This window comes from Olsenella sp. AGMB03486 (genome assembly GCF_040884255.1).
Taxonomy (GTDB): Bacteria; Actinomycetota; Coriobacteriia; order Coriobacteriales; family Atopobiaceae; genus Olsenella_L; species Olsenella_L kribbiana.
Window position 1 is genome coordinate 77717 of sequence record NZ_JBEVTM010000001.1, and the last position, 12168, is coordinate 89884.

Below are 12168 nucleotides of genomic sequence, written 5' to 3' on the forward strand. Positions count from 1 at the left end.
TCATGCTCCTTTCACGAGCAGCGTAATCTGGCCGCAGAACAGGGCGAAGCCGAAGAACACGAGAGCCATCGTGACGGCCCACGAGCAGATCCGGTACCACGTCTTGTGGCGGTGCGTCTTGTAGAACTTGGTGCGCTCCCAGCTCTGCTCCAGAGCAAGAAGCACGCCGTGGTAGAGGCCGTAGAGGATATAGTCGATCGAGAGCCCATGCCAGAATCCCATGATAAGCATATTGGCGATCATGGCGGTCTGGGCCGTGCGCAGGCGTGCGCTCTTTCCCTTGAAGGCCTTGCGGCGCATGAGGGAGCGGGCTATGCGCATGAAGCAGAAGTCGCGCAGCCACGTCGAGAGCGTGATGTGCCAGCGGTTCCAGAAGTCCGTGATTGAGGTCGAGAGGAAGGGGGCTCGGAAGTTCCTGGGCACGTGGATGCCGAAGGCAAGGCCGGCACCTTCTGCCATCCAGGAATAGCCGGCAAAGTCGAAGAAGAGGTAGAGGCCATAGGCGATGCAGTTCCTGAACTGGCGCCAGATAGCGACGGCAGTGCCTTCGTTGTACTGGTTGAAGTACTCGGGCACCCAATACTTCTCGAAGATCGTGGCCAGCACGATCTTGTAGACCATGCCGAGCATGATGAGGAGGATCGCGTTGGCAAGCATGCCGGAGTACTCGTCCTTCGAGGGCACGTTGTCGAGGTCTTCCTCAAAGCGCCTCGAGCGGTCGATCGGGCCTGACGTGAAGGTCGGGAAGAAGATCAGGAAATAGAGATAGTCGCTCATCTTCATGCGCTCGATGAGCCCATCATGCGTCTCGACGAGGACCTGCACCGAGCGGAAGGTCACATATGAGATGCCGGTGAAGCCGAGGATGTTTGCCGAGAAGGCACCCGACACCTTGCAGGCGACGAGCGGCACGAGCGTGAGTGCAAGCGCTATATGGAAGCGCCGGGCGCTTTTGGGGTCGCCCCAGAGGAAGTGCGCACAGAGAAGGGAATCTGCCAGGAAGATGCAGCAGAAAAGGCCCTCCAGAGGCGTCTTCACGAAGAGGGCGAAGAGCATGAAGATCGAGGCATACAGCCCGTATCTCCTCATGCTCCTCTCGTGCAGGCCGAGATAGGCGGCTCCCATCATGAGGAGCGCAAGGATGAAGAAGAAGCTGAAATCGCTGAAGAAAGACATGCGGGATGGACTCCTACGCTTGTGCGAGCATCTTGCGGTCTATCTTAGCATTCGTCGTGAGCGGCATCTCGTCGAGCACCTTCACGGTCTTGGGGACCATGTAGGAAGGGAGATTCTCAGCAAGGCGCATGCGGATCGCGCGGGGCGTCTCGTCTTCGGTCGGCTCGGGGTGGTCGAGGACGACGAAAGCCTTGAGCGCAGAGATGCGGTCGCGGCGCTTGACGGGCACGACGGCTGCCATCTTCACGCCCTTCAAGGCTCTGAGCGAGTGCTCGACATCGCCGAGCTCGATGCGGAAGCCGTTGAGCTTGATGAGCGACCCCATGCGCCCCTCGTAGTGGAGCATGCCATCCTCGTCGAGGTGTCCGATATCGCCCGTGCGGAAGGAGCGGACCTTGCGGCCGTCCTCAAGCGTGGCTTCGGAGAAGGCATGCGCGGTCTTCTCGGGCTCGCCGAGGTAGCCCTTCGCCACGGTGTCGCCCACGATCACGACCTCGCCGGACTCGCCGGCTGCGCACTCGGCGCCGAGTGGGCCATCAGGCTCGTCGATGTGATAGACATGGAGCTCCGTGCCAGGACGGGGATATCCGACAGGCAGCGCATCATCGCTTGCGATCATCTCGTCGGTCATCTCGGCGTAGGTGATGGCGACCGTCGACTCGGTCGGGCCGTAGGTGTTTGCGACCACGGCATGCGGGAAGCGCTTCTTGAGGCCCCTAGCGGTACGGTGCGAGAGCGTATCGCCGCAGAAGAGGAAGAGCTTGAGGTCGGGGAGGAGCTCCTCGGAGAAGCTCGGGTCGGCGAGGCACATGTCCGCGAAGGGAGGGGTCGACACCCAGACGTTCATATGGGAGTCCTTGAGCTCGGCAAAGAGGCGCTTGAAGTTCGCGGCCGACTCGGGAGCAAGCGCATAGAGGGAGCCGCCGGTAGAAAGCGCGCCCACGAGCTCGAACTCGGAGAGGTCGAAGGAATAGGGTGCCTGGTCCATGAAGACCTGGCCGCGCTCGCGGATGGCCGGGAACGTATCGAGCCACTCCATGAAGTGGGAGACGTCGTTCTCGGTGACCTCGATGCCCTTGGGCTTTCCGGTCGAGCCGGACGTGAAGATGATGTATTGGGTCTCCTCGCCTGTGACCCAGCCCTGGCTCTCGTTCGGCCTGAGCTCGGCCGTCTCGGGAAGCGTGGCTGCCTCGAGCACCTCAGGTGCGCAGATCATGCCCTCCTCATGGTGTCCGGCAGCTGCTGCCTCGTCCCTCGATGTCGCAACAAGGATCGAAGGGGCACATCCGAGCGATTCCTCGATCTCTTCGCACATCGTCTCGACGCGGCTCTGCGGCATGCTTGTGTGCACGGGCACGAAGGCGTGTCCAGCACGCAGGCAGGCAAGAAGAGAGCAGAGCATGTCGGGGCACTTGCGGCCGAGGACGATCACCGGGATGCGGTCCTGACGGATGCTGGCGAGCCTGTCTGCAAGGACGCCTGAGCGCTTCCAGAGTCCGGCATAGGTGAGCCGCTCCTCGCCGAGCATGCGGAACACCGGCGCCTCAGGGTGGCAGCAGACCTCGATCCAGATGCGCGCCAGAAGGTCGTTTGTCGTCAGGTCTTCCTTCTCCTGTGCCGTACGGACACTCTCCATGAGATGCTCCTTTGTGTCAGCAGCCATAGCGCTTCGGATGATACTGCTGCATCTTAGGTGTCCTCCCTAAACTGGGCCTTAAGCAAGATAAAACCTAAAGACTCCCAAAAGACGGGCCTTGAGGAGCGGATGCAGAATGCGGCCGGGATACGATAGAGTCCGGATAAGAGAAAGGGCATCCGTGAAGATTCTTCTGGCAGACGACGAGCGCGAGCTCAGGCAGGCGCTCATAGCGATACTTTCGCATGCAGGATATGAGGTGGAAGGCGCCGCCGACGGCGAAGAGGCGCTCTACGATGCCAAGACCTCTTCCTTCGACCTCATCATCCTCGATATCATGATGCCGAAGATGGATGGGCTCACGGTGCTCAGGAAGCTCCGCCAGGTGGGGATGGATGTCCCTATCCTCATGCTCACGGCCAGGGCTGATATCGATGACCGCGTGGCTGGCCTCGATGCCGGCGCGAACGACTATCTCGTGAAGCCCTTTGCCGCCAAGGAGCTCCTGGCAAGGATCCGTGCAATCACGCACACAAGCCCCGGGGCCGTGAAGGCGCATCCGACGTTTGGGGATATCGAGCTCGACGAGGGGAACTCCGAGATCGTCTCCCACGGCAGGAAGGCGCAGCTCACGGCAAACGAGCTCAAGATCATGAAGCTCCTGCTTGCGCACACAGGGGGCCTTACCTCGATGGAGGCGATCCGCCGCGAGGTCTGGGGGCTCCTCTCCGATACCGAGCCTTCCGTCATCTGGGTGAACATCTCGAACCTGAGGAAGAAGCTCAAGAGCACCGGTGCCGAAGTGCAGATAGCAGCCGTGCGCGGCCTTGGCTACCGGCTCGAGATGCCGGAGACGAAATGAGCACGCACAGGCTCCAGCGCCTCCTTTTCGGCGGAGCAGATCCGACGGTCCGTGGCATGCGGCGCAAGGTCACGGCAGCAGCGCTTCTTGCCTGCACGCTCGTCCTGGCCTCGGTCCTTGTCGGCATCAATCTCCTGAACTGGAACGCGACGGTACGCAGGCTCGATACCGAGCTCGACTATCTCGAGGATACGGATGGCGAGCTCTCGGCGCTCCTCTCGGATTCCGACGGCTCCTCGCCTGACTACCTTATGGAAGTGCCCTATGACACGCGCTACTTCGTCGTCACGCTCGACTCCGAGGATGCGCCGATCGCCCTCAACATGGACTCGATCGCCTCGGTGCACGATGAAGGCGCGGTCGAGATGGCGCAGGATGCTGTGGCTGCCGGGCAGCCCCGCGGCTTTGCAGGCAGCTACCGCTATCGGGTCGTCTCGACCGTGGGGCAGACGACGGTCTTCTTCCTCTATGCCTACAACGACCTTGCCTACTTCCATTCGTTTCTCATGGCATCGATCGCAATGGGGCTCATCGGACTCGCCGTCTTCATCCTCATCGTCATTCCCTTCAGCTCTGCTGCCATACGCCCTGTCGAGGAGGCGCAGAAGCAGCAGCGCCGCTTCGTGACCGATGCGTCGCATGAGCTGAGGACGCCTCTTTCCATCATACAGTCGGCGGTCGATGTGATCGAGATCGAGAACGGCGAGAGCGAGTGGACGGAAAGCATCCACAACCAGACGAAACGGCTCGAAGGCCTCACGGACAAGCTCGTTGCGCTTGCGAAGGCAGATGAAGGGGCAGATTCCCTGAAGCTTCAAGATGTCGATTTCTCCTCGCTTGCGATGGAGGTTGCCGAGGACTTCGAAGTGGTATCGGCGGCGCAGGGAAAGCCGTTCACGACCGATATCCAGGAGGGGATCGTCGTGCGCGCCGATGCCGGCATGGCGGGACAGATCGTCTCGATCTTGCTTGACAATGCGTTCAAGCACTCGCCTGATGGTGCTTCAGTCACATTCTCCGTGAAGGGGACCCGCCCAGGCCATGCTCAGATCTTGGTCGCAAACGAGGCGGAAGGGCTCGCTCCCGGTGCACACCCCGAGCTCTTCGACCGCTTCTTCAAGGCAGATCCTTCGCGCACCTACGAAGGGGGCCACGGCATAGGCCTTGCGGTCGTGAAGGCGGCGGCAAAGGCCCATGGTGGCACCGCCGAGGCCGTATCGGATGGACAGGCGCTCACGATCTCGGTCGAGCTCTAGGCAAGCCCCAGGATCTTGCCGAGCTCTTCGGGCGTCTCGGCGATGGCCTCGGCTCCTGCGCCTTCGAGTTCCTCGCGCGGCGCGGTCCTGCCCCAGAGGACGCCGATGCCGGGGATGCCGACCGCATGCGCTGCGTCGATATCGTAGTGGCGGTCACCTATCATCACGGCGCTCTCCGTGCCTGCCTCGTCGAGCACAAACGCAAGCGTAGCTGCCTTCGTCTGGGGCGCATCGCTCCTCTTGCCTTCGATGAAGGAGAAGAAGGGGGCGATGCCGGCATCCTTTGCCGACTTCTCGACGAGGTGCATCCGCTTCGAGCTGGCAATCGCAAGCATGCGTCCGGATGCCTTGAGAGCTTCTAGCAGCTCCTTCACGCCGGCAAAGGCTGGCCACGCCTCAGGACCGAGCGACGAATAGATCTCGCGGTAGCGGTTCGTGATCTTCTGGGCATCCTTAGCGCTGTAGCCGAAGACTTGGGAGAATGCCTGCGGGAAGGGAGGCCCTATGAGCTGGGGCACATCCTTCATGCGCTCTTCAGGAAGCCCTGCCTCCCGCAGCACCGTCTCGGCTGTACGGATGATGCAGGGCGCGGTATTGGCGAGGGTTCCGTCGAAATCGAAGACGACGAGCTGGCATGCTGCTAGATCTGGCACCGTGATGGATCCTTTCTTCTCGGAATGCCAAGGATACAGCAAAGGAGGCAGCCGGGATATCCTGGCTGCCTCCTTGTGCATTGCGCTTGTACGCACTGCTTCTCTACTTCTCTGCGGGCTCCCACTTGCAGCGGACTGGAGAGACGATGGAGCCATCGGCCTTGAGCTTCTTCATGGCCTTGTCGATCTCCTTGCGGTTGATGCCGGTCGCGGTTGCGATCTGGCCTGCGCTCATCGGGGCGCCGTTCTCCTTCATCGTGGCAAGCACTGCTTCGGTGACTTCCATGTGAGGTCCTTTCGACGAATGCATGGCACCTCTGGCCATGCTGGCACCTAGTATACGATGGTGTGAAAACGAAGAGAAGCAGAAACGATACTAGTTATTGATAATTTTCTGGCTGGCAGCCAGCAGGGAGGAGCGCACAATGAACACGGTCGTCGTCTTTGGCAGCCTCAATATGGACCTCTCGATTGCGGCAGAGCGCATGCCGAAGCAGGGAGAGACGCTTGCGGGCGAAGGCTTCTGCACGAATCCGGGCGGCAAGGGCGCAAACCAGGCAGTCGCTGCCGCGAAGGCAGGAGCGCCTACCCTCATGTTCGGTGCTGTCGGAGAGGATGTCTTCGGATCCGCGCTCGTGGATGCGCTGGACAAGGCAGGCGTCGACACCACTGGTGTGAAGAGGCTCTCCGACACGAGCACGGGCGTCGCCGTGATCCTGCGCACGCAGGGAGACAACAGGATCGTCCTCGACCATGGGGCAAATGGCCTCGAAGCGCCCGAGGAGATGGCGGAAGCCGTGGCAGCCGCGGGAGATGCTGGCGACATGCTCCTCTGCCAGATGGAGTGCGACCTCGAGACGACGGCCGCCGTCCTCCATGCGGCCCATGCAAAGGGCATCCGCACGCTCCTGAATGTCGCGCCACCCGAAAAGCTCCCCTCAGGCATCTGGGAAGATGTCGATATCGTCTGCGTGAACGAGACAGAGGCAGAAGCCCTTGTCGGCATCCTGCCCCAGGATGAGGAGAGCGAGAGGCAGGCGCTCTCAGCGCTCTCGGCCCTCGGACCTGCTACGGCTATCATCACGCTCGGCGGCAAGGGGTCTGTCGCGCTCGAGGACGGCAGGTTCCTCGAGGTGCCTGCTGACAGGATCTGTCCTGTCGATACGACTGCCTCGGGCGACACGTATATAGGATATCTGGCCCAGGGGTATGTATCTGGTTTGGGGCTGGACGAAAGCATGCAGCGCGCAACGCATGCCGCAGGACTCACGGCGACCCGTGTCGGGGCGCAGCAGGCCATCCCGTGTGCGGAAGAAGTGGACGCGCTCTTCGGGCCAGCATCCGGAAACAGGCGATAGGATGGATGGTTCTGAGATTCTGGAGAGGGCCCAGGATGCGGGGCTCGAGGATACGCTGGCAGAGCTTCTGGCCCGTCCACGCGACGAGGCCGTGTCAGAGATCGAGCGTACGGTCATAGGCCAGGATGCGGTCGTCGAGGAAGTCGTGGACCTCATGTATGCCTGCCTCGAGCGGATGCTCAGGCGTGCCGAAGGGACCGATGAGCTCGACCTGCCGCGTGCCTGTGCCTTCATGCTTGCCGGCACAACGGCTTCCGGCAAGTCCTTCCTGATGAAGGTTGCCGCGCGTGTGCTGAAGCTGCCGATCGTGACGATAGACTGCACGGGCATCACGGGCGCTGGCTGGGCCGGAGACTCCGTCTCCTCGGAGCTGAGAAGGGTCGCCCATGCGCTCACGCTTGCACCGGGCACGCCGGTCATTGCGTTCTGGGATGAGGCAGACAAGCTCGTCCGCTCCGCCTCCGGCCAGAACCGTGGCTTCGATGCGCAGGGCAACTTCCTGAAGCTCCTGGACGGCGAGACGATGGTGCTCGAGCCGGAGCAGCCAGGGCAGAAGGAGCTGACGCTCGATACTTCGCGCATCCTCAATGTCTTCGCCGGTGCCTTCATGGGCATCGAGGATATCGTGAAGAAGCGCCTGCTCGAGAACAAGCTCACGGTTGCCGGCACGAAGAGCGCCCATACCTTGATGGACAAGGATGCCCTCTATGCAGAGGCGAATCTCGAGGACCTCATCACCTGGGGCTTCATGCCCGAGCTTGTCGGCCGCTTTGGCGCGGTCGTGAGCGTGCCTGCGCTCTCTAGGGCTGCGCTCAGAAAGATCGTGAAGGGCTCCGAGCGCTCGCTCGAACGCAGGATCCAGAACCTCCTGGGTCCTGGCAAGACGTTCGAGATCGAGGACGATGCGGCCGATGCGATGGCGCAGGAAGCGAAGAGGAGCGGCCTCGGTGCCAGAAGGATCGACCAGCTGGCGAATCGCTATGCAGCCCATGCTATAGCAGGCCTGCAGGACCCGAAGGGCCCGAACAGGGCAACGCTCGTCTGTGCCGAGGATGGCCTCGAGCTTGCCTTCGACCGTGTGGAGGAGCTTGCCGAGGCGGGAAAGGCAGTCAAAGCTGAAGCTGATGCGGCCACGCCCGAGACGGTCGAGCTGCCGAAGAAGAACGTCTTTGCGCCTGATGAAGACCTCGAGAAGCGCGTGAACAAGGCTCTCGCCGGCGCCCGCTTCGGCGATGCGGCGAAGACCCGTGAAGGACGGGAGCTTCTCAGCCGGAGGATTGCTGCCTATAAGGGCTGGCATCTCAAGGACCAGCGCACGCTTCCGGCAGCGGAGCTCCTTCTTGCTTCCGTTATGGGCTATCTGGTCAGGGGCAGAGGGAGTGCGCTCACGCTCGGCGAGACCTGTGCCTACATCCGCTTTGCCGATGTGGCGGTCGCAGGCTCTGTGAGCTACCTCGATATCCTCTTCTTCGGCCGTGTGGATACCTGCGGCATACGTGGGCTCGAGGAGCGTGCCACGGAAGATGCTGCGCTCGCGACGCCCGATACCTTGGCGGCGCTTTCAGCCTATAGGCGCTTTTCTGCCTATCCGGAAGCCGTGCGCAAGGAGGCTGTGAAGCTTGCACAGGCACGTGCGCTTGCGGCCATGACCTCAGAGCAGGAGGCAGCGTGGCTCCGCTCTGATATCAACGATGTCGCGGTAGCGCTCAACAAGGAGAATCCGTTCGGAGACGGCCCCTCGATCATGTTCTGAAGATCAGGCAGACGGGGCATCCTTTGCCTGCGTGAGCTTGTGGGCATAAAGCGCTGCGAGCGCCTCGTCTGCCGTGCCTGACACATTCGGATAGAGGAGGATGCCGGCATCGGCGATGCGCTCCTGCGCTTCGCGGCCGACGGCTCCTGCAATGAGCGCTTCGGCATTGTCGTCCAGAAGGACGCGGATGAGCTCTGAGACGGAGGTCTTGCCGACATGGCGGACAATCCGGCGCTCAGGCTGGTCCTTGCCTGTCTGGCAGAGCATGATGTCGGTCGTATCGGCAAAGCGGGCGGGAATCGTTCCGTCCGCAAGAGAGATGGCACAAAGCATGGGACACTTCCAAGGGTTCTGGCAGATTTCTGCGCTGTTATGGTCAGGTACGTGGATAAGTACCCCTAAATCGGTCTCATGAAACCATGAGTCGGCAAGTGTCTGTCCGGCTTGCTAATATGGAAGGCCGGACGTCGGAAGGAGAGCGCAATGGAGTACCGGAGCATCTTGGGACCAGATGCAGGTGCAGGCGAGCCTCAAGAGATGACAGAGGCCCTTCATGACGGGAGGATCGATTCTCTGATCGATGCTGCCGCTCAAGATCCGCGCTGGGCCGAGGCACGTCCGCTCTTCCTCGCTGCGACGGCAGGGGAGCGCACCGCTGAGTGGCGGCTCGGCGTCTTTTCAGACCTGATGGCAGACCCTGCTCTGAGGCGCTCGGTCGAGTCGTTCTCTCATGACCTCTCGGCGCTCCTGGACGATCTTGCAGCCGTGCTCGAGCATTTCGGTCCGGCCACGGCAGCAAGCCTCGACGATGTAAGCCGCTTGGCGCTCCTCTCCTGTGCCGAGCGCTGGTGCACCCTCGTCGAGCGCTTCGAAGAGGCGCTCCACTCTGCGCATCTCGGCGAAGGCCTGGGCTCCTTTGCCCGCTACCTTGCGCGCTACTGTGCAGCTGACAGCTACCTGCGCCTCAAGGACGATATCGCGCATACGAAGAAGCTCCTCGGCTATGTGCAGTGCTCGCTTCTCGTCGACGATATGGGCATGCGTGTCCGCAAGTACCAGGGAGAGCCTGCGCTTTCCCGCGGCCTTGAGGACCTCATCCGCCCCTTTGAGCCTTACGAGACAAAGCCTGAGCCTGAGTGGCCTGCGCCTGCTGCGGCAGATCCTGCGATGGACGCAGCGGTCCTCGAAGCCGCCTCGCGCGACTTCGGCGACCAGTTCCGCGCCCTTCAGACCTTCTGCGAAAGGCATACGGCCTTTGCCGATGAGAAGATTGCACGCTTTGCTTGGGATGTCCGCTTCTATCTGGCCTGGCTCACGCTTACGGACAAGGTCCAGGAAAAGGGCAGCCCTGTCTCCCTGCCCACATTTGCGGGAGCAGATGATATCGTGGAGCTGAAAGACGTCTGCGACGGAGCGCTTGCGCTTGGAGACGGATGCGTGCCTATGACGGTGACGCTTGCGCCAGGCGAGCGCCTTGCCGTCATCTCGGGCAGGCCGCACTCCGGCAGGACCACGGCCGCCCGCGCCATCATCCAGGCTGTCTGGTGTGCCTCGATGGGGCTTCCCGTGCTGGCACGCAAGGCGCATCTGCCGTATCGCGGGACACTCTCGACGTGGATGCAGGACACTCACGATGCAAAGCACGGGATGGCAGGAATCCGTGGCGCGCTTGCAGGCGCCGGCGAAGATGCCCTCCTGGTCCTTGACTGCCCTGCGCCTTCTGGCTCTCCTTCAGACCAGCTTGCCTTCACAGAGCTCATCCTGGAAGAGGCACTTGCCTCAGCAGCGTCTGTCGTTGTCACGGCAGGACCTGATGGTGTGACCATTCCCGATGGACTTGCCCATGCCTGCGCGAGCTTTGCCTTCGCAGACGATACGGAGCATCCAGGGGCGCGTTCCTTGAAACTCGCCCGCCACGCCCCCTGGGGCATGGAGTCCGCTCATGCTATGGCTGAGCGCTATGGCTTGGGGACAGAGCAGCTGAAGGCACGCATCGCCGCAAACAGGCAGGGAGCTGATGCAGAGTGAAGATCCGTCTTCTGTACGCCGACCGCGAAGAGCGGAGCATGGGCGAAGGACCGTTTGGCTGGAACGAAGCGCTCGAGGCGACCGGCACAGATGCTCTCGTGAAGCTCATGGCACAGGGGGATGTAGGCCTGACCGCTGCCGCGAAGCATGCGCTTGCCCACCCGCTTGCCACGGCGACCGAGGTGGCCTATCGCCAGGATGCCGTGCGCGACGCGCTCGAGCATGCACAGGCCGTGAAGCATCTCTTTGCCGTCTGCCAGGGAGAGGCAGTGCATGCGGCAGATGCTGCCGGCACCTCCGATTTCCTCGCGCTTGCCGATGTGGCGGCCCAGCACGTGCAGGCGCTCTCCGAGCTTGCCCAGGTCGCACGCGATATGCACCACGACGTGAAGTCGGTGGCGCTTCGGCGCTTTGCTGACGAGATGGCAGAGCTTGTGGAGGAAGGCTATCTCAAGAGTGCAGACGAGATGCTGCGCGAGATCTGCCGTCCCTCCTCTGCCCTCATGAGCGCCATGCTCGACCCGGAGACGCTCAGGCCCCGCTACGAGCTCAGGAGCTATCCCAGGCGCACCGACTGGCTGCGCTGGAAGGTGACAGGTGCCGTCACGGCTGATATCGAAGACGATGCAGCCGCCGCAGACCGAGCAAGCCGTCTCGCTTCGGCCAGGCGTGCCTTGGCCCCCGTGCTCTGGGAGTGGACAAGCCGCATGGGGAGCTTCTTTGCGGCACTCAGAGACGAGCTTGGCTTCTACGTCGCGGCAATCAACCTTGCCAGCGCCTACAAGGATGCAGGATGTGCCTGGTGCCTGCCTCAGGTCGAGGATGTCCTGCCTGAAGAGAAGCCGGGATACCATGCCCATGCGCTCTCGTATGCGGAGGGCGGCAGCTTCCACCTCATTGCGGACGAGATCTCTGCCAAGGGCATCTCGTGCTGGCTTGCAGGGGGAGCAGACGAGACAATGAGAAGGCAGTTCCTCTCTGCCTGGGGCCAGGCAGAGATTCTGGCGCTCACGGGATTTCCGGTTCCTGCCGAGGAGCTCACGCTTCCGGTAGCGACGCAGGTCGTCTGGCTCTCGTCTGAGGGCAAGGATGTCGAAGAGGGCCTTGCCGAGGCAGGGGAGAAGCTCTCGAAGCTCCTTCCGGGAAGCATCGTGCTCTGGGATGAGCCCTTCTCCTGGTTCAGCCAGACGGAGGCGGCAGAGCTTGTCTCTGGCCTTATGGGCACCATTGCAGAAGCTGGCGCCGAGCTTGTCATAGGCACCGCGAATCCGCATATCGGCGCCAGGAACCTCGCGCGGCGCGGCGTCTTCCATCTGCGCCTCGAGCAGACGCAGGAAGGCCTGCGTGCGGTGCCGGGCAGGCCCCGCGCCGATACGAGGCTCCAGGACACATTCGAAGAGGTCTTCGGCGAGCGCCTGGATGTGGCGCTCAAAGCCGCACGATAGG

The 12168-nt window shown here is 62.2% G+C and carries 11 protein-coding genes; 6 read left to right on the forward strand and 5 right to left on the reverse strand.

The genetic code is table 11. The features are described 5' to 3' along the window. Both dltB and dltA read right to left on the reverse strand, forming a co-directional pair. Entirely contained in the window at window positions 1-1176 is a 1176-nt protein-coding gene (gene dltB, locus ABVS03_RS00330; RefSeq protein WP_330970917.1) for a D-alanyl-lipoteichoic acid biosynthesis protein DltB, read from the reverse strand. A gap of 13 nt (window positions 1177-1189) precedes the next feature. Then, the gene (gene dltA, locus ABVS03_RS00335) at window positions 1190-2812 is read right to left on the reverse strand and encodes a D-alanine--poly(phosphoribitol) ligase subunit DltA (RefSeq protein ID WP_368017547.1); all 1623 of its coding nucleotides are present in this window, start codon (window positions 2810-2812) and stop codon (window positions 1190-1192) included. A 181-nt stretch (window positions 2813-2993) separates the two neighbouring features. Between dltA and ABVS03_RS00340 the strand changes: the two genes are divergently transcribed. Both ABVS03_RS00340 and ABVS03_RS00345 read left to right on the forward strand, forming a co-directional pair. Next, a complete protein-coding gene (locus tag ABVS03_RS00340) occupies window positions 2994-3674 on the forward strand; it encodes a response regulator transcription factor (protein WP_368017548.1) in 681 nt (226 codons plus the stop codon). Further along, entirely contained in the window at window positions 3671-4930 is a 1260-nt protein-coding gene (locus ABVS03_RS00345) for a sensor histidine kinase (RefSeq protein ID WP_368017549.1), read from the forward strand. The genes ABVS03_RS00340 and ABVS03_RS00345 overlap by 4 nt, the downstream gene beginning before the upstream one ends. Here the strand turns inward: ABVS03_RS00345 and ABVS03_RS00350 are convergent. Continuing rightward, window positions 4927-5583 (reverse strand): HAD family hydrolase, encoded by a 657-nt coding sequence (locus tag ABVS03_RS00350; protein WP_368017550.1) that lies wholly within the window; start codon window positions 5581-5583, stop codon window positions 4927-4929. The two genes, ABVS03_RS00345 and ABVS03_RS00350, sit on opposite strands and share 4 nt — an antisense overlap. A 103-nt stretch (window positions 5584-5686) precedes the next feature. Further along, window positions 5687-5869, reverse strand: coding sequence for an HTH domain-containing protein (locus tag ABVS03_RS00355; RefSeq protein ID WP_368017551.1), 183 nt, complete (start codon window positions 5867-5869; stop codon window positions 5687-5689). A 139-nt stretch (window positions 5870-6008) separates the two neighbouring features. Here ABVS03_RS00355 and ABVS03_RS00360 point away from each other — a divergent pair, with 139 nt between their 5' ends. Both ABVS03_RS00360 and ABVS03_RS00365 read left to right on the forward strand, forming a co-directional pair. Continuing rightward, complete coding sequence (locus tag ABVS03_RS00360; protein ID WP_368017552.1) at window positions 6009-6941, forward strand: ribokinase; 933 nt, start codon at window positions 6009-6011, stop codon at window positions 6939-6941. 1 nt (window position 6942) lies between these two features. Beyond that, window positions 6943-8694, forward strand: a complete 1752-nt coding sequence (locus tag ABVS03_RS00365; RefSeq protein WP_368017553.1) for an AAA family ATPase — start codon at window positions 6943-6945, stop codon at window positions 8692-8694. Window positions 8695-8697: 3 nt separating this feature from the next. Here the strand turns inward: ABVS03_RS00365 and ABVS03_RS00370 are convergent, their stop codons facing one another. Continuing rightward, window positions 8698-9027 carry a NifB/NifX family molybdenum-iron cluster-binding protein gene (locus ABVS03_RS00370; RefSeq protein ID WP_330970925.1) on the reverse strand — a complete coding sequence of 110 codons (330 nt, stop codon included), beginning with the start codon at window positions 9025-9027 and terminating at the stop codon, window positions 8698-8700. Window positions 9028-9177: 150 nt separating this feature from the next. On the opposite strand from ABVS03_RS00370, the gene ABVS03_RS00375 reads away from it, so the two are divergent. Both ABVS03_RS00375 and ABVS03_RS00380 read left to right on the forward strand, forming a co-directional pair. Then, window positions 9178-10722 (forward strand): hypothetical protein, encoded by a 1545-nt coding sequence (locus ABVS03_RS00375; protein ID WP_368017554.1) that lies wholly within the window; start codon window positions 9178-9180, stop codon window positions 10720-10722. Between the two features lie 38 nt (window positions 10723-10760). Next, entirely contained in the window at window positions 10761-12167 is a 1407-nt protein-coding gene (locus ABVS03_RS00380) for a hypothetical protein (RefSeq protein WP_368017555.1), read from the forward strand. Window position 12168 lies beyond the last annotated feature (1 nt).

Excerpts from the sequence above, each read along its gene's own strand:
- dltB (WP_330970917.1), bottom strand. The coding sequence starts at position 1,176 with ATGTCTTTCTTCAGCGATTTCAGCTTCTTCTTCATCCTTGCGCTCCTC.
- dltA (WP_368017547.1), bottom strand. The coding sequence starts at position 2,812 with ATGGAGAGTGTCCGTACGGCACAGGAGAAGGAAGACCTGACGACAAAC.
- ABVS03_RS00345 (WP_368017549.1), top strand. The coding sequence starts at position 3,671 with ATGAGCACGCACAGGCTCCAGCGCCTCCTTTTCGGCGGAGCAGATCCG.
- ABVS03_RS00355 (WP_368017551.1), bottom strand. The coding sequence starts at position 5,869 with ATGGAAGTCACCGAAGCAGTGCTTGCCACGATGAAGGAGAACGGCGCC.
- ABVS03_RS00360 (WP_368017552.1), top strand. The coding sequence starts at position 6,009 with ATGAACACGGTCGTCGTCTTTGGCAGCCTCAATATGGACCTCTCGATT.
- ABVS03_RS00365 (WP_368017553.1), top strand. The coding sequence starts at position 6,943 with ATGGATGGTTCTGAGATTCTGGAGAGGGCCCAGGATGCGGGGCTCGAG.
- ABVS03_RS00370 (WP_330970925.1), bottom strand. The coding sequence starts at position 9,027 with ATGCTTTGTGCCATCTCTCTTGCGGACGGAACGATTCCCGCCCGCTTT.
- ABVS03_RS00375 (WP_368017554.1), top strand. The coding sequence starts at position 9,178 with ATGGAGTACCGGAGCATCTTGGGACCAGATGCAGGTGCAGGCGAGCCT.
- ABVS03_RS00380 (WP_368017555.1), top strand. The coding sequence starts at position 10,761 with ATGGGCGAAGGACCGTTTGGCTGGAACGAAGCGCTCGAGGCGACCGGC.